Genomic DNA, 16,568 nt, shown 5'->3' on the forward strand with positions numbered 1-16,568 from the left:
TGAGGGTCAAGAAAAAGTTCGGGGTGATGTCACGACAGCGGATGGCGCAGGTGCCGTTCCTCGTGCCACAGCGTGACGAACAAGGTCATCACGACAGGGCCGACGAACAGGCCGATCAGGCCGAGCGTCTCGACGCCGCCCAGGATGCCGATCAGCACGGCCAGGAACGGGAGCTTGGTGGCGTTGCCGATCATCGCGGGACGCACGGCATGGTCGGCCACGAACAGGATGACGGCGCCCCAGGCCGCGATGGCGATGGCGGCGACGGTCGCGCCCTTGGCGAGCAGCAGCAGGGCGACGGCGCCGAAGGCCAGCGGCGCGCCGAAGGGGATGATGGCCAGCACGCCGGTGGCGGCGGCCCACAGCACGGCGGAGGGCACCCCCGCGAGCTGGTAGCCGATGCCGAGCAGGACGCCCTCGGCAAGGCCCACCAGCACCAGGCCGTTGACGGTGGCGCGCACGGCGACCGGTACCTTGAGCGCGTACAGCGTCCAGCGCACCTCGCCGATCAGGTGGGCGCCGATGGCGTTCACCTGGCGCTGCAGGGCATTGCCGTCCTTGTAGAAGAAGAACAGGCACAGGATGGCGAAGCCGACGTCGATCAGGCGGTGCAGCAGGCCGGCGCCCGTGCGCTTGAGCACCTCGCTGGCCGACTGCAGGTGCGCGACCGAACTGCCGTGCAGCAGGTGCGCCAGGCCGTGCGGCTGGCCCAGCGTGGCGAGCCACCATTCCTGGATCTCGGCGCCGGCGAAGGGAATGCGCGCCACCCAGTCGGGCGGCGCCAGGCCGTCGGTGTTCGCGCTGGCGATGAACTGGGCCAGTGCCGGCGCCTGGTGCGCGGCCTGGGCGACGCCCAGCGCCAGCGGCGTGACGAAGACGAGCGCGGCGACCACGGTGGCGAGCAGCGCGGCAATCACTTCGCGCCCGCCGGTGACGGACACCATGCGCCGGTACAAGGGCCAGGTGGCGATGCACAGGATCGCGGCCCACAGCAGGGGCAGCAGGAAGCGCTGGGTCACGAACAGGGTGGCCAGCACCAGGGCCAGCGAAAAGCAGGCGCTCAGCGCGTCGCGTTGGTTTTCCTTCATCGATGGCTCCGTTTGAATGGCCGCATGTTACCGCGTCCGCTTCACGGCCGCTGGGTGCCCGGCGCGCGCACGAGGCGCCAGGTGGTGGCCAGGTCGAACGGCCGGCCGCCGCGCAGGGCCGGCGCATAGCGGCACTTGGCCAGGGCCGCCAGCACGCTGCGGTCGTAGTCGGGGAAGGCGCTCGGCTTGGCGACGGTCGGCGCGGCCACCTTGCCGTCGGCACGCACGACGAAGCCGAACACCGCGTCCAGCGCCAGGTCCTGGCGGACCACCTCGTCCGGATAGTCGGGCATCGTGCAGCTGCCGTCGAGGCGGCGCGCCTGCAGGACGTCGGCGCCACGTACGCTGGCCGCCACCGGCGCCGACGGCGCCGGCAGGGGCACCGGCTTGCCGTTCGCGCGCAGCTCGCCATTGCGCCATTCGACCGTCGATACCAGCACGTCGTCGTCCAGGCGCGCGAAGCCGCCGCCGAGCAGCCTGCCGACGACGACGTCGGTCATGCTCTGGCGCAGCTGGGCGACCGATTGCGCATCGTTTGGCTTGCCCTGCTGGGCCGCCTGTTTCGCGGCCACGGTGCCGGCGATCTCGCGCACCAGCGCGACGGGGACGCGCACGTCGAAGCGTGCCACCAGCCTGGCCAGCAGCGCCTTGGGATCGTCGAGGTCGGCCGCCGTGGCGCCCTGGAGCGCGACGCGTCCCTTGATGACGGCACGGGCGCCGTGGTACGCGGCGCTGATCTCCTCGATCTCGACCGCCGTGCCGCGCGCCAGCACGGCCTTGCCCAGGCCGCGCATCAGCGGCTTGAGCGCGGCCGCCTGCTGCTCCGGCGTCATCGTCTCGATGCCGGCCGTGTTGCGCGCCTCGGCGTCGCTCAATGCCAGCAGGGATGCCTTGTCGAGGTTCGCCAGGCGCACGGCGAAGCGCAGCGCGTCGACCTGCTCGCCGGCGACGGCGAGGCGACCCATGCGCAGGTCGTAGGCGACGTCGGCGGTCTTGCGCTTGTCCGTCACGGCGACGTCCACGCTCACGCCGCCCATGTCGAATCCCATGTTCTGTTCCTTGGCCAGCACCTCCGCGGCGGCGACGGCGACATGGGCCTTGCCGTACCAGAGCGCGTCGCTGCCGCGCTTCTGGTCGCTGGCAAGCAGGATGCCGCGCGCCGTGAAGCGGGCCGTCGCGTCCTGCGCCGTGAAGGCGTCCAGGGCGCCGCGCACGCGGGCCGTGGTGCCGGCCGGGTTGAACTGGAAATCGACGCGGCCCTCGGTCCAGTCGAAGGCCGTGCCCTCGGCCGGCGCATGGTGCAGCGCCGGGATCGTCAGGCGCCAGTCGCTGCGGCCGGTACGGGGCGGCTGGCGCTCCAAGGTGTACAGGCGGTCGGTGCCGAAGCTCGCGCGCAGGCGCTCGGCGGTCGCGCCGGATGGCTGGCGCGTGGCGATGCGTTCCAGTTGCACGGTCGCGGGCAGCTTGCGCTCTTCGGGGCGTTGCAGTTCGCGCAGCAGCGCCTGCAGCGCGCTCGTCGCCGGCGACGGTTTTTTGGCGGCCGGTGCCGCGTCGGCGGCGGGTGCGGCCGTCGGTGACAGCAGGGCGCCCAGCAGGGCGGTGCCGGCGGCGGCACCCGCGGCGCAACGCAGGATCATCGGTTTCACGGTATTCCCTGGTGTTGTGTTTTATTTATGTGTTTCTCATTATCAACTAGGTATCCGGAAATGTCACGATTCATGCGGAGGGTGGCTGGCGGTACAATAACGGATTCGACAATCTTTCCCTCTAGAGAACGCCATGGCCGTCAATTCCCCCCTGCCCGTCGCCGCCGACCTGACCCCCGTCGCCGGTATCGAAATCGGTTACGCCGAAGCCGGCATCAAGAAGCCGAACCGCAAGGATGTGCTGGTGATGAAGCTCGCCGAAGGGGCGACCGTCGCCGGCGTATTCACCAGGAACCGCTTCTGCGCCGCGCCGGTCCAGGTCAGCAAGGCCAACCTGGCGGCCGTCAGGGCGGGCGGCAAGCCGATCCGCGCGCTGGTGGTCAATACGGGCAATGCCAATGCCGGCACCGGCGAGCCGGGCCTGGCCAATGCGCAAGCCACCTGCGCCGAAGTGGCGCGCCTGCTCGGCATCGATGCGCAGCAGGTACTGCCGTTCTCCACCGGCGTGATCCTGGAGCCGCTGCCCCTGCAGAAGATCGTCGCCGGCCTGCCCGCGGCCATCGCCAACCTGAAGGCCGATAACTGGTTCAACGCGGCCGAGTCGATCATGACCACCGACACCCAGCCGAAGGCGGCGTCCGTCACCGCCACCATCGGCGGCCACCAGGTCGTCATGACCGGCATCAGCAAGGGCGCCGGCATGATCAAGCCGAACATGGCGACCATGCTGGGCTACCTGGCCATCGACGCCAAGGTCGCGCAGCCCGTCCTGGACGCGCTGGTGACCTACGCCGCCGACCGCTCGTTCAACTGCATCACCATCGACGGCGACACGTCGACCAACGATTCCTTCATCGTGATGGCGACCGGCGCCGGCTCGCTCGTCATCGACAAGGCCGAGGGCCCGGACTACGAAGCGCTGCGCGACGCCGTCACCGGCATCTCGACCCACCTGGCGCAGCAGATCATCCGCGACGGCGAAGGCGCGACCAAGTTCATCACCATCGCCGTCGAGCAGGGCCGCGACCGCGAGGAGTGCCGCAAGATCGCCTACGCGATCGCCCACTCGCCGCTGGTCAAGACGGCGTTCTTCGCGTCCGACCCGAACCTGGGCCGCATCCTGGCCGCGATCGGCTATGCCGGCGTCGACGACCTGGATACGACCAGGCTGGACCTGTACCTGGACGACGTGCTGGTCGCCAAGGCCGGCGGCCGCAATCCCGACTACAAGGAAGAGGACGGCCAGCGCGTGATGAAGAAGGCCGAGATCGTGGTGCGCGTGCTGCTGAACCGCGGCGCCGCCGACGCTACCGTCTGGACCTGCGACCTGTCGCACGACTACGTCTCGATCAACGCGGACTACCGTTCCTGAGGCGGCGCGATGAACCAGCTGGACAACTTCCTGCACCGGGCGGAAGCGCTGCTGGCGCGGGTGGAGGCGCTGCTGCCGCCGGCGGCGCCGCGCGAGCCGGACTTCAAGCACGGCTACGCCTTCCGCTGGCGCCGCCGCGCGGGCAGCCCCAACGTGAAATACCTGCAGGCCGTGGCGCACGCCTCGCGCATCGCCCTGGACGATTTGCAGCACATCGGCCCGCAGAAGGCGCAGATCGAGCAGAACACGCGCCAGTTCGTGGAGCGGCGCCCGGCCAACAACGTGCTGCTGACGGGGGCGCGCGGCACGGGCAAGTCCTCGCTGATCAAGGCCTGCCTGAACGGGTTCGCGGCGCAGGGCCTGCGCCTGATCGAGGTGGACAAGGCCGACCTGGCCGACCTGCCGGACATCGTCGACCTCGTCGCCGGCCGTCCCGAGCGCTTCGTGATCTTTTGCGACGACCTCAGTTTCGAGGAAGGCGAGGCGGGCTACAAGGCGCTGAAGGTGGCGCTGGACGGCAGCATCGCGGCGCAGTCGGACAACGTCCTGATCTACGCGACCTCGAACCGCCGTCACCTGATGCCGGAAAAGATGTCGGACAACGCCGGCTACAAACATGGCGATGACGGCGACCTGCATCCAGGGGAGACGGTCGAGGAAAAAATCTCGCTGTCCGAGCGCTTCGGCCTGTGGCTGTCGTTCTATCCGTTCAAGCAGGACGACTACCTGGACATCGTCGGCCACTGGCTGGCCAGCTTCGGCTGCACGCAGGAGCAGATCGAGGCGGCGCGCGCCGACGCGCTGCGCTGGGCGCTGGGCCGCGGCTCGCGCTCGGGCCGCGTGGCCTGGCAGTTCGCCAAGGATTACGCGGGCAAGCTGCCGGCGACGGGAGAGAGCAATGCCTGAGGCGGCGAAGAAACCCATCGACGTCGCCGTCGGCGTCCTGATGCGCCCGAACGGCGACGTGCTGCTGGGCCAGCGCCCGGACGGCAAGCCCTATGCGGGCTACTGGGAATTCCCGGGCGGGAAGGTCGAGCCGGGCGAGGACATCTTCCACGCGCTGCAGCGCGAGTTCGTCGAGGAACTGGGCGTGAAGGTGCTCAGTGCCGAACCGTGGTGCTGCGTCGAGCACGTGTACGAACACGCGCACGTACGCCTGTATTTCTACATCAGCCGTGAGTGGGAAGGCGAGCCGCAGAGCCTGGAAGGGCAGGCGTTCGCCTGGCAGGGAGCGTATGCGGTCAGTCCGCTGCTGCCGGCGACGATTCCGCTGCTGGAGTGGCTGGACCGGGTCCGTTACGCCGAATGACCGTCGCCCCTGCGCAGGCAGGGGCCCAAGTTCGTTGCGTTGCGGCTGCGCTTGCAACATTGGGCCCCTGCCTGCGCAGGGGCGACGGCCGTTCAGGCGGTGACTATTCCTTGTCTACCTGCTCGTCGTGCCCGTCCCCAGGCGGCGCACCGGGAATCGTGTACTTTTCTTCGGCCCAGGCGCCCAGGTCGATTTGCTTGCAGCGTTCGGAACAGAAGGGGCGGAAGGTGTTCGCCTCCGTCCATTCGACCTTCTTGCCGCAGGTAGGGCAGGATACGACGGTCATGATGTGTTTCTAGAACCTTGAATCAGAAATTGCAGAGGGTGAGCTCGAAGGGCACGTCTTCTTCCAGGGGCTTCGGCTTCAGGTCGCCGCCCTGGGTCGTGAAGCGCACCCACAGCATGTATTTATTGGCGGAGATCTCGGGGATCGCGCCGCTGGCCTCGTCCACGGACAGGCGCAGCATCTGGTAGACCTTGCCCTGCAGCATTTGCTGGTAGCTGCCGGAGGCGGCCTTCATGGCGACAGGGGTGCCGGAATTGCGCAGCAGGCGCAGCACCAGCGACAGCGCGTCGCAGACGGGTGCCAGGGGGCCGAACCAGCCCTGGATGTCGGCCTGGCGCTGCTCGGCGGGGCGGCGCTGCCAGGCGTGGTAGGAGGGCAGGTCGAATTCGCAGGCGCCGCCCGGCATGACGGTGCGGCCGCGGATGCTCATCAGCCATTCGTTGTCACGCACGTTCTGGCCCGTCTTGCCCTGGGCCGTCACGAGTTCCTTGCTGACGGCATCGAGTTCGGCCAGCACGGCGTCGAGGGTCTCGGCGGCAACGGCCGGGTTGCTGCGGTAGGCCAGCAGGCTTTGCTTCTGGCGCTCCAGTTCCTGCAGCAGGTCGGACTTGAGGTCGGCCCGGCCTGCCACTTCCAGCATGTCGAAGATCGTCGCGAGCGCGACATGGTGCTGCAGGGGATGCTCCTGCTTCACGAAGAACTTGAACTTCTCGTACAAGTCCTCCAGCCGCAACAACGTGCGAATGCGCTCGTTGAAGGGGTATTCATAGACGATCAAAATGACATTCCTTTGAATGTGGGATACCAGGCTTTCGAGCAACTTTTCGCATTCTGAACCATGATGCAAAAAATTACAAACGCTCGTTCGCCCGACCCGCCAATTTTGCCGCTTTCGCCAGATACGTGGCGTGCAGTAGGTCCACCTGGGGCGCCAGCGCGTCCAGGCCGTCATCGTTGAGGACCACGTCGTCGGCCGCCGCCAGGCGCTCGCTGCGGCTGACCTGGGCCGCCATGATGGCGCGCACCTGGGCCTCCGACAGGCCGTTCCTGGCCATCACGCGGGCCACTTGCAGCTCTTCGGGACAATCGATCGCCAGGATGCGCGCCACCCGCTCGCGCCAGGTGCCGGACTCGATCAGCAGCGGCACGACGAAGATCGTGTAAGGACCGGTGGCGACCAGGGCGGCGGCGGCCGTCGCCTCGCGGATGCGCGGGTGCAGGATCGCTTCCAGCCGCTGCCTGGCGCCGGGATCGGCAAACACGAGGGCGCGCATGCGGGCGCGGTCGAGGGCACCGTCCGGCGTGGCGAATTCAGGGCCGAACTCGGCGAGCAGGGCGGTCATGGCGGCGCCGTGCGGGGCGGTGAGGGAGTGGGCGATCTGGTCGGTGTCGATGACCGTGGCGCCGCGCGCGGCGAACAGGTCGGCCACCGTGGTCTTGCCGCAGCCGATGCCGCCGGTGAGGCCGACGGAAAATCGTGAAACGGGCGCGGCCGTGTGTTGGTCTGGTGTGTCCATGCGATCCTGGAGCCGGCGCCCGGACCGCGCGACGATCAGACGAGCAGGCCCTGCGCGTAGCGGGTGAGCGGTAATCCGTACAGGAGTGCGATGATACCAGCCGCCGCGAGATACGGCCCGAACGGGATCGGATTGTCGCGCGCGCGCTTGGCGAACACGATCAGGCCGATGCCGACCACGGCCCCGACCACCGAGGACAGGATGATGATCGTGGGCAGCATCGCCCAGCCCAGCCAGGCGCCCAGCGCGGCCAGCAGCTTGAAATCGCCGTAGCCCATGCCTTCCTTGCCCGTGGCGAGCTTGAACAGCCAGTACACGGACCACAGCGCCAGGTAGCCGGCCATCGCGCCGATCACGGCGTCGCGCAGGGGCACGAAGGTGCCGCCCAGGTTGACCAGCAGCCCCAGCCACAGCAGCGGATAGGTGAGGTCGTCCGGCAGCGTCTTGGTGTCGTAGTCGATCAGCGTCATGGCGACCAGCAGCCAGGCGAAGGGCAGCGCCGCCAGCCCCATCGCGCCCGAGCCCAGGCGCCAGACCAGCAGCGCCGACAGGGCTCCCGTCGCCAGTTCCACCAGCGGATAGCGGGCCGAGATCGGCGCCTTGCACGCCTTGCACTTGCCGCGCAGGACCAGCCAGCTGATCACGGGAATGTTTTCCAGCGCGCCGATCTGGTGGCCGCAATGGGGGCAGCGCGAGCGCGGCACCATCAGGTCGAAGCGGTCCTGGTGCGGCAATTCCTTGCCGGCCTCGTGGGCAATGTAGTTCTCCAGTTCGCGCTGCGCCATGATCGGCAGGCGGTGCACGACCACGTTCAGGAAGCTGCCGATCAACAGGCCCAGCAGGCCGGCGACGAGGGTGACGGACAGGGTGGCGGGAGCGGCGAAGAGCAGGGCGTCCAGGAGCATGGAATGAATGGATGAAGAGTGATTCTCTGAATCAACCTATTGTAGGCGGATTCACCCCGTTTGCGGGCTTCTTCGCGGCGCCGGCACGACAGCGGCGTGGATTTTAGGTTCGGCCCGCGGTTCGGCCGGGATTGATTGCGTATGACAGGAATAGGCAAAAAATCGAAAAGTACCGGCATGTCATTTGACGCGACGCGACGATAACCTATGCTGCTTCATATGTTGTTTGCAATACAAAGGTTCCAAAAGGAAATTATTTTCAGTAAGAAAATTCTTTCCTTCGATCAATTTGCATAAAGGATGTTCGTCATGCCCATGACCATCAATATCAACGGATCGGACGTCGCCCTGCCGGCCGATCCGCGCATTTCCCTGCTCGACCTGCTGCGTGAACACCTGCATCTGTCCGGCACCAAGAAAGGCTGCAACCAGGGCGCCTGCGGCGCCTGCACCGTGCTCGTCGACGGCGAACGCATCCTGTCCTGCCTGGCGCTGGCCGTGCAGTACGCGGGCCGCTCGGTACTGTCGATCGAGGGCCTGGCCGCCGACGGCCAGCTGCATCCGCTGCAGCAGGCCTTCGTCGAGCACGACGGCTTCCAGTGCGGCTACTGTACGCCCGGGCAGATCTGCTCGGCCATCGGCATGCAGGGCGAGCTGCAGCGGGGCGTGCCCAGCAACGTGACCGAGGACCTCGAGGACGAGGACATCGCGCTCACCCACGACGAGCTGCGCGAACGCATGAGCGGCAACCTGTGCCGCTGCGGCGCCTACAACGGCATCGTGGCCGCGATCCAGGTCCACCACCGGCAGCGGGGTGCGCAATGATTCCGTTCACCTATGCGCGCGCCGCCAGCGCCGCCGACGCCATCCGCATGGGCGCCATGCCGGACGCGAAATACCTGGGCGGCGGCACCAACCTGGTCGACCTGCTGCGCGAGACCCTCGAGCATCCGGCCGCCCTGGTCGACGTCACGGGCCTGTCGGACGCCATCGAGGAGCGCCCCGACGGCAGCCTGCTGATCGGCGCCGCGGCCAAGAACACGGCCGTCGCCGCGCACCCGGCCGTGCGCAGCCGGTTTCCGCTGCTGGCGCGCGCCATCGTGTCCGGCGCCTCGGCCCAGATCCGCAACATGGCCACCGTCGGCGGCAACATCCTGCAGCGCACCCGCTGCACCTATTTCTACGACGACGATGGCGCCCGCTGCAACAAGCGCTCGCCCGGCCAGGGCTGCGACGCCATCGACGGCTTCAACCGCATGCACGCGATCCTGGGCGCCTCCGACGCCTGCGTGGCCGTGCACCCGTCCGACATGTGCGTGGCGCTGGCGGCGCTGGGCGCCAACGTGCGCCTGGAGGGGGCCAACGGCACGCGCACGCTGGCGCTGACCGACCTGCACCGCCTGCCGGAAGACCATCCGGAGCTGGACACGGTGCTGGCGCCGGGCGAACTGATCACCGCGATCGAGCTGCCGGCGCTGGCGTATGCCGGCCGCGCCGCCTACCGCAAGGTGCGCGACCGCTCCAGCTATGCGTTCGCGCTGCTGTCGCTGGCCGCCATGCTCGACGTCGACGGGGGCGTGGTGAAGGACGTGCGCCTGGCGCTGGGCGGCGTCGCCCACAAGCCCTGGCGAGCGTGGAAACTGGAAGCGGCGCTGCGCGGCCGGCCGGCCGTCGAGGACAGCTTCCGCGCCGCCGCCGCGGCCGAACTGGCCGACGCGCGGGCGCTGCACGACAACGCATTCAAGATCGGCCTGGCCGAGCGCACCATCGTCGCGGTGCTGGCCGGTCTGGCTGCAAAAGGACCGAACGGAGGCCAGCCATGAGCAACGTCATTCAGGAAACCGCGCAGAAAGTGATGAAGAAGGCCGTCGAGATGGCCCCCGACGGCTGGATGCCCGGCGGCGAGCCGGACCCGCTGATCGGGCAGCGCGACGGCTATATCGGCAAGCCCGTGTCGCGCGTGGACGGTCCGTTGAAGGTGAAGGGCCAGGCGCCGTTCGCCGCCGAGATCGTGCTGGAGAACATGGTCTATGCGGCGCTCGTCTACAGCACCGTGCCCAAGGGCCGCATCGCCACCCTCGACACCAGCCGTGCCGAGACGGCGCCCGGCGTCGTGCTCGTGATGACGCACGAAAACGCGCCGAAGATGAAGCCGCTGCCACTGTTCCTGACGGCGCCGAAGGCGGGGGGTGGCGACGCGTTGCCGATCTTCCAGGATGGCAGCGTGCACTGGAACGGCCAGCCCGTGGCGCTGGTGCTGGCCGAAACGCAGGAGCAGGCCGACCATGCCAGGTCGCTGATCCGCGTGACCTACCTGACCGAACGTGCGACCACCTCGCTGGAAGCGGCCAAGGCCAGGGGCATCGAGGATGCCAGCTTCATGGGCGAGCCGCTGAAGGTGGAAATCGGCGATGCCGAAAGCCTGCTGGCCAAGGCGCCCGTCAGCATCGACGCCGTCTACACGACCCCTGCCCAGAACCACAACCCGATCGAGCTGCATGCGGCCACGGTGGCCTGGAACGGCGACGAGCTGACCATCCACGACGCCAGCCAGGCGGTGGCACACACGGCATGGTCGCTGGCGCAGGTCTTCGGCATCCGCGAGGAGCAGGTCCACGTCAGCTCGCCCTTCGTCGGCGGCGGCTTCGGCAGCAAGGCCTTGTGGCAGCACCAGGTGCTGGCGGCGGCGGCGGCGAAGCTGGCCGGCAGGCCGGTGCGCATGATGCTCTCGCGCGAAGGGGTGTACCGCGTCGTCGGCGGCCGCTCCCTCACCGAGCAGCGCGTCGCCATCGGCGCGGGACGCGACGGCCGTTTCCAGGCGCTGGTCCATACGGGCATCTCGGTCATGACCGACCACAACCAGATGCCCGAACCGTTCATCATGCCGGCCAAATGCGTCTACGCCGCCGATAGCATCAAGCTGAACGTGGCAACGGCCAAGATGGACACGCTGGCCAATACCTTCATGCGCGCGCCGGGCGAGGCGGTCGGCACCTTCGCCCTGGAATCCGCGGTGGATGAGCTGGCGGACAAACTGGGCATGGACCCGATCGAGCTGCGCTTGCGCAACGAGCCGGACAAGGATCCGACCGAGGGCACGCCGTTCTCGTCGCGCCACCTGGCGGAGGCCTACCGCGACGGCGCCGAGCGTTTCGGCTGGGGCAAGCGCCATGCGCGGCCGGGCATGCGCCGCGAAGGCGAGTGGCTGGTGGGCCTGGGCTGCGCCACCGCCACGTACCCGTACTACCGCATGCCGGGCGGCGCCGCGCGCATCCGCCTGACGAAGGACGGCGAGGCCTACGTCGAGGCGGCGGCGCACGAGATGGGCATGGGCACGGCGACCACGCACGCGATGGTCGCGGCGCAGCGCCTGGGCCTGCCCCTGGAGCGCGTGCACTTCGCCTACGGCGACTCGGCCTTCCCCGGCGTGATCCTGGCCGGGGGCTCGCAGCAGACGGCATCGATCGGCTTTTCGGTCAAGGCGGCGTGGGAAGCGCTGGCCAAGGAATTGCTGGCCTTGGCGCCGAAGGGATCGCCGCTGCACGGCCTGGGCGTGGACGAGGTCCATGCGCGCGACGGCGGCCTGTGCAAGACCGACGAGCCGCAGCGCTACGTCAGCTACGCCATGCTGCTGGACGATGCGGGCCGCGACGAGATCGTCGTCGAGGCGGAAGCGCCGCCGCCGCTGGAGACCCAGCACTGGTCCATGCATTCGTTCGGCGCCATCTTCTGCGAGGCGCGCGTGAACGTCGTGACGGGCGAACCGCGCGTGGCACGCCTGCTGGGTTCCTTCGACTGCGGCCGCATCATCAATCCGAAGACGGCCACGAGCCAGTTCCGCGGCGGGATGATCATGGGCATGGGCCTGGCGCTGATGGAGGAAACGGAGTTCGACGGCCGCATGGGGCGCATCATGAACCCGAGCCTGGCCGAGTACCACGTGCCGGTGCACCTGGACGTGCCCGAGATCGACGTCATGTGGACCGATATCCCCGATCCGCACGCGCCGATGGGCGCGCGGGGCATCGGAGAAATCGGCATCACGGGCACGGGCGCGGCGATCGCGAACGCGATCTACAACGCTTGCGGGCGCAGGGTACGCGATCTGCCGATCACGCTGGACAAGCTGCTTTGAAACGCGTCGTCCCCGCGCAGGTGTGATAGTGCCACCGGCACTATCACCCCAATTTACGCGCGCTGCCGCATCGCATGAAAAATTGGGCCCCTGCCTTCGCAGGGGCGACGGCGTTAGTTGGTCAGCACCGCAGCATGCGCATCCGGCGCCGCCGTCCCTTCCATCACCAGCACCTTGGCGCTGGCCGGCATCTGCTCCGCCTGCCCGGCCTGCGCAAAGGTCCGCACCGGCCCGATCATGGTGCCGTTGGCCATGCCCTTGGCGTCCGTGTGCAGCGAACCGGCCTGCGCGCCGCCCAGGTACACGCTGTAGTCCGTGTTCGGCTTGAGCTGGTAGATCGACACTTCCAGCGCATCGACGACGCCCAGCTGGCGTGCCACGACGAATCCCTTGCCCCCGCCCTTGTCCTTGTCGTGGACGGGTTTCAGGGCGACGTTGACAGAATCCTGGTTCACGCGCGGCACCAGGTTCTCCGCGCTGCCCGGCGCGGCCACGTGCGACAGGTAGATCAGCGCCTGCGGCGCCTGGCCGCCGCCGACCGTGGCGACGATCTTGTTGACGGCCGGGTCGATCACCTGCATGCCGTCGCCGTTTTCCAGGCCCACGTAGACGCGGCTGCTGTCGTCCGACGTCCAGACGCCGTGCGGCAGGGCGCCGGTCGGGATCGTCGCGACGAGCTTCGCTTCCTTGTCCGTCGTGTAGACCTTGACGCAGTTCTCGCCGCCGACGGAGACGTAGGCATATACCTTGCCCTTGACCGTGGCGAAGGACAGGTGGTTGGTGATGAAGCCCGTATCGATCACGCCGACGACCTGCTGCGTGCGGGTGTCGATGCGCGTGACCTTGCCCACGTCCTTGTGCGTCATCCACATCTCCTTGAAGTCCGGCGTGAACTGCAGGAAGGGCGAGAACGGGCTGACGACGGGGATGCTCTTGACGACCTTGTGCGAGGCGACGTCGATCACGTCCACCTGCGGCGTGAAGCTGGAGACGGCGAAGGCCAGCTTCCCGTCCGGCATGAATTGCACCATGCCCGGGCCGACCGCCGTCTGGATGCGGCGGGTTTCCTTGAACGTGTTCGGATCGATCACGGAGATATAGTCCTCGCCGCGCACGACGACCCAGACCTCCTTGCCGTCCGCCGTGAAGAAGCCTTCGTGCGGCGAGCGGCCCACATAGGTTTTACCTTTGACCTTGTTGGTCGCCGTGTCGATGAAGGTGGCCGAGTTGGAACCGTTCGAGATCACGACGAGGGTCTTGTGGTCGGGCGAGAAGCCCATGCCGTGCACGTTGATCTCGCCGCGGTACAGCGGCGAGAGCACGTCCGGACGCTGGTTACCGAGCTTGATCTGGCCGAGCAGCTTGTTGGTCGACGGATCGAACACGGACACGGTATTCGTGTTCTGGTCGGCGGTGTAGACGCGGTCGGTGGGCGAGGGCAGGGCCAGCGCGGACTGCGCGGCGCCGACGATGCCGGCGAGCGCCAGCAGGTGGACGATCTTCTTCATGGTTTCTCCTTGTGGTCGGGGTGGCGGTGCAGCCAGGCCTGCATCACGTTGATCTCGTTCTGCTGCTCGGCGATGATGCCGAGCGCCAGGTTGCGCAGTTCGGGGTCCTTTGTACTCAGCAGCACGGCCTTGGCCATGTCGATGGCGCCCTGGTGGTGCGGCAGCATCATGGTCACGANGCCGAGCGCCAGGTTGCGCAGTTCGGGGTCCTTTGTACTCAGCAGCACGGCCTTGGCCATGTCGATGGCGCCCTGGTGGTGCGGCAGCATCATGGTCACGAAGTCGTGGTCCGGATGGCCGTTCATGGGCGCCGCCTGCATGTCGCGGTCCATGATGGCCATGGCCTCGTCCATCAGCTGCGCGAACGGCTTGTCGCTGCTGGCGATGAAAGTCTTCGGCGCCGGCGTCGATTCGTGGTGCATGGCGTGCTGCATGTCCTGCATGCCGTGCATGTCCTGGGCCTCGGCCGTGGAGGCAAGGCATAGCGCCAGCAGGGTGGCATGGATCTTCTTCATGGGATGTCTCCGCGATCGAATGGCTGCAGTCTAGGCGGGCGCCGCTGACGCGCGGGTGACGGACGAATGACAATTCGGTGACAGCCCACTGTCCGAATTGTCATCCCCGTCCGGATCGAACTGCGGCACAATGACCGCCAGGAGAAATGCCATGCACATACTGATTGTCGAAGACGAGCCCAAGACGGGCGATTACCTGCACAAGGGCCTGCGCGAATCGGGCTTCACGGCCGACCTGGCGCGCACGGGCCCGGACGGCCTGCACCAGGCGCTGGAACAGGACTACGACCTGGTCCTGCTGGACGTGATGCTGCCGAAGATGGACGGCTGGTCGGTGCTGCAGAAGCTGCGCGAGCAGAAGCAGGTGCCCGTGCTGCTGCTGACGGCGCGCGACGAGATCCCGGACCGCGTGCGCGGCCTGGAACTGGGCGCCGACGACTACCTCGTGAAACCGTTCGCGTTCGCCGAACTGGTGGCGCGCATCCGCACGCTGCTGCGGCGCGCCCCCGTGCGCGAACCGGACGTGCTGAAGGTGGCGGACCTGGAAATCGACGTGCTGCGCCACCGCGTGGTGCGCGCCGGCGACCGCATCGAGCTGACGCCCAAGGAATACGCGCTGCTGCAATTGCTGGCGCGGCGCCAGGGCGAGGTGCTGTCGCGTTCCCTGATCTCCTCGCAGGTATGGGACATGAACTTCGACTCCGACACCAACGTCGTCGACGTCGCCGTGAAGCGCCTGCGCGCCAAGGTCGACGACGCGTATCCGCAGAAGCTGATCCACACCGTGCGCGGCATGGGCTATGTGATGGAGGAGCGCGGCTGATGCGCCTGCCGATACGGCTGTTTTCGCGGGCGCCGATGTCGATCGCATTGCGTCTCGGCCTGCTGTTCGCGGCCATCGCGGCCGCCGTGTTCGTCGCCGTGGGCGCCTACCTGTACCAGACGCTCGCCATGCAGATGGGCCGGCGCGACGATACCGACCTGCTGAACAAGGCGGCCCTCGTGCGCGAGATGCTGCGCACGCTGCCGGCCGACGAGCGCATGCCGCGCCAGATGCAGGCCGTGCTCGGACGCGCGATGGGGCAGGACGGCGTCATGATGCAAGTGGCGTCCGCCGACGGCAAGGTGCTGGCCACCACGATGCCGAACCGGCACGTCCCGCGGTCCGCACTGCCGCCCGTCGTGCCCCCCGACCGCGTGCCCGACACGGGAGATATCCGGACGTTCGAGGACCCGGCGCACCCCGCGCGCCTGCTGGCGATGCAGGCCGCCAGCGGCAAGGACGTGCTGCACGTGACGCTGGCGCGCGTGCGCTCGGACCGCCTGGCGATCCTGAAGCGCTACGCCTTCGACCTGCTCGGCGCGCTGGCCGCCGGCGCCGCCGTCGCGACTCTGCTGGGCTTCGTGGCGGTGCGGCGCGGCCTGCGCCCGCTGCACGGCATGGTCGCCAAGGCCAACGACATCAACGCCCAGCGCCTGACCACGCGCCTGTCGCTGGACGCCGTGCCGGCGGAACTGCGCGAGCTGTCCACCGCCTTCAACGCCATGCTGGACCGCCTGGAAGAAGGCGTGCAACGCCTGTCCGGCTTCGCCGCGGACCTCGCGCACGACATGCGCACGCCCGTGAATGCACTGATGATGCAGACCCAGGTTGCCCTGTCGCGCGAGCGCCCGGCCGAGGAATACCAGGCCCTCTTGGCATCGAACATCGAAGAATACGAGCGCCTGTCGCGCATGATCGAAAACACCCTGTTCCTCGCCCGCGCCGACAACGCCCAGCTGGCCATGCACCGCGACCGCCTGGACCTGGCATCGGAGCTGGCGAACATCGGCGACTACTTCGAGATGCTGGCCGAGGACAAGGGCGTGACGGTACAGCTGGACGTGGCGCCAGGCCTGGTGCTGAGCGCCGACCCGGTGCTGCTGCGCCGCGCCGTGAACAACCTGATGTCGAATGCGGTCGCGCACACGCCCGAGGGCGGCAGCATCCGCCTGGCGGCGCGCGAGGAGGGGCAGTGGCTGGCGCTGTCGGTGGGGAATAGCGGTGACGGCATTCCGCCGGAGCATGCCGAGAGGCTGTTCGAGCGCTACTATCGCGCTGATCCGGCAAGGGCGTCCGGTACCTCGTCGGGACTGGGACTGGCGATCGTGCGGGCGATCATGGCGTTGCACGGGGGGCGTGCCAGCGTGGACAGCGGGGCCGGCGAGGCGGCCGTGTTCACGCTGCGTTTTCCGCGCAATTCCTGAACTCGATGGATGCCAGGCCGGTGCGCGCGCCTGCGGCGCG

The 16,568-nt window shown here is 68.2% G+C and carries 16 protein-coding genes; 8 read left to right on the forward strand and 8 right to left on the reverse strand.

Annotated elements, in window-relative coordinates; all coding sequences use genetic code 11:
* Positions 1–29: 29 nt before the first annotated feature.
* Positions 30–1,088, reverse strand: coding sequence for an AI-2E family transporter (locus QPK32_RS09665; RefSeq protein ID WP_290412593.1), 1,059 nt, complete (start codon positions 1,086–1,088; stop codon positions 30–32).
* Positions 1,089–1,129: 41 nt separating this feature from the next.
* Positions 1,130–2,725: a DUF945 family protein gene (locus tag QPK32_RS09670; RefSeq protein ID WP_290412718.1), complete on the reverse strand. Its 1,596-nt coding sequence runs from the start codon at positions 2,723–2,725 to the stop codon at positions 1,130–1,132.
* Positions 2,726–2,867: 142 nt separating this feature from the next.
* On the opposite strand from QPK32_RS09670, the gene argJ reads away from it, so the two are divergent.
* Genes argJ through QPK32_RS09685 form a run of 3 tightly spaced genes read left to right on the forward strand, consistent with a single transcriptional unit; the run spans position 2,868 to position 5,415 of the window.
* The gene (argJ, locus tag QPK32_RS09675) at positions 2,868–4,106 is read left to right on the forward strand and encodes a bifunctional glutamate N-acetyltransferase/amino-acid acetyltransferase ArgJ (protein ID WP_290412594.1); all 1,239 of its coding nucleotides are present in this window, start codon (positions 2,868–2,870) and stop codon (positions 4,104–4,106) included.
* Positions 4,107–4,115: 9 nt separating this feature from the next.
* Positions 4,116–5,012: an ATP-binding protein gene (locus QPK32_RS09680; RefSeq protein ID WP_290412595.1), complete on the forward strand. Its 897-nt coding sequence runs from the start codon at positions 4,116–4,118 to the stop codon at positions 5,010–5,012.
* Complete coding sequence (locus tag QPK32_RS09685) at positions 5,005–5,415, forward strand: NUDIX domain-containing protein (RefSeq protein WP_290412596.1); 411 nt, start codon at positions 5,005–5,007, stop codon at positions 5,413–5,415. Before QPK32_RS09680 ends, QPK32_RS09685 begins: the two co-directional genes overlap by 8 nt.
* A 103-nt stretch (positions 5,416–5,518) precedes the next feature.
* Here the strand turns inward: QPK32_RS09685 and yacG are convergent, their stop codons facing one another.
* The 4 genes from yacG to QPK32_RS09705 all read right to left on the reverse strand — a co-directional run bounded on the left by yacG (position 5,519) and on the right by QPK32_RS09705 (position 8,123).
* The gene (yacG, locus tag QPK32_RS09690) at positions 5,519–5,701 is read right to left on the reverse strand and encodes a DNA gyrase inhibitor YacG (RefSeq protein WP_290412597.1); all 183 of its coding nucleotides are present in this window, start codon (positions 5,699–5,701) and stop codon (positions 5,519–5,521) included.
* A 22-nt stretch (positions 5,702–5,723) separates the two neighbouring features.
* The gene (zapD, locus tag QPK32_RS09695; RefSeq protein WP_290412598.1) at positions 5,724–6,479 is read right to left on the reverse strand and encodes a cell division protein ZapD; all 756 of its coding nucleotides are present in this window, start codon (positions 6,477–6,479) and stop codon (positions 5,724–5,726) included.
* A gap of 73 nt (positions 6,480–6,552) precedes the next feature.
* Complete coding sequence (coaE, locus tag QPK32_RS09700; RefSeq protein ID WP_290412599.1) at positions 6,553–7,218, reverse strand: dephospho-CoA kinase; 666 nt, start codon at positions 7,216–7,218, stop codon at positions 6,553–6,555.
* Between the two features lie 35 nt (positions 7,219–7,253).
* The gene (locus QPK32_RS09705) at positions 7,254–8,123 is read right to left on the reverse strand and encodes an A24 family peptidase (protein ID WP_290412600.1); all 870 of its coding nucleotides are present in this window, start codon (positions 8,121–8,123) and stop codon (positions 7,254–7,256) included.
* 309 nt (positions 8,124–8,432) lie between these two features.
* Here QPK32_RS09705 and QPK32_RS09710 point away from each other — a divergent pair, with 309 nt between their 5' ends.
* Genes QPK32_RS09710 through QPK32_RS09720 form a run of 3 tightly spaced genes read left to right on the forward strand, consistent with a single transcriptional unit; the run spans position 8,433 to position 12,258 of the window.
* A complete protein-coding gene (locus QPK32_RS09710; protein ID WP_290412601.1) occupies positions 8,433–8,948 on the forward strand; it encodes a 2Fe-2S iron-sulfur cluster-binding protein in 516 nt (171 codons plus the stop codon).
* A complete protein-coding gene (locus QPK32_RS09715) occupies positions 8,945–9,946 on the forward strand; it encodes a xanthine dehydrogenase family protein subunit M (RefSeq protein WP_290412602.1) in 1,002 nt (333 codons plus the stop codon). Before QPK32_RS09710 ends, QPK32_RS09715 begins: the two co-directional genes overlap by 4 nt.
* The gene (locus tag QPK32_RS09720) at positions 9,943–12,258 is read left to right on the forward strand and encodes a xanthine dehydrogenase family protein molybdopterin-binding subunit (RefSeq protein WP_290412603.1); all 2,316 of its coding nucleotides are present in this window, start codon (positions 9,943–9,945) and stop codon (positions 12,256–12,258) included. Before QPK32_RS09715 ends, QPK32_RS09720 begins: the two co-directional genes overlap by 4 nt.
* Before the next feature lie 113 nt (positions 12,259–12,371).
* Here the strand turns inward: QPK32_RS09720 and QPK32_RS09725 are convergent, their stop codons facing one another.
* Both QPK32_RS09725 and QPK32_RS09730 read right to left on the reverse strand, forming a co-directional pair.
* Positions 12,372–13,766, reverse strand: a complete 1,395-nt coding sequence (locus QPK32_RS09725) for a hypothetical protein (protein WP_290412604.1) — start codon at positions 13,764–13,766, stop codon at positions 12,372–12,374.
* Entirely contained in the window at positions 13,763–14,281 is a 519-nt protein-coding gene (locus QPK32_RS09730; RefSeq protein WP_290412605.1) for a DUF305 domain-containing protein, read from the reverse strand. Before QPK32_RS09730 ends, QPK32_RS09725 begins: the two co-directional genes overlap by 4 nt.
* A gap of 151 nt (positions 14,282–14,432) precedes the next feature.
* Here QPK32_RS09730 and QPK32_RS09735 point away from each other — a divergent pair, with 151 nt between their 5' ends.
* Together QPK32_RS09735 and QPK32_RS09740 are read left to right on the forward strand one after the other, a co-directional pair.
* Positions 14,433–15,104, forward strand: a complete 672-nt coding sequence (locus QPK32_RS09735) for a heavy metal response regulator transcription factor (protein ID WP_290412606.1) — start codon at positions 14,433–14,435, stop codon at positions 15,102–15,104.
* Positions 15,104–16,528, forward strand: a complete 1,425-nt coding sequence (locus tag QPK32_RS09740; protein ID WP_290412607.1) for a heavy metal sensor histidine kinase — start codon at positions 15,104–15,106, stop codon at positions 16,526–16,528. Before QPK32_RS09735 ends, QPK32_RS09740 begins: the two co-directional genes overlap by 1 nt.
* The last annotated feature ends 40 nt before the right edge of the window (positions 16,529–16,568 follow it).

It is taken from the genome of Massilia sp. YIM B02763 (assembly GCF_030412015.1).
Classification (GTDB): Bacteria; Pseudomonadota; Gammaproteobacteria; order Burkholderiales; family Burkholderiaceae_D; genus Telluria.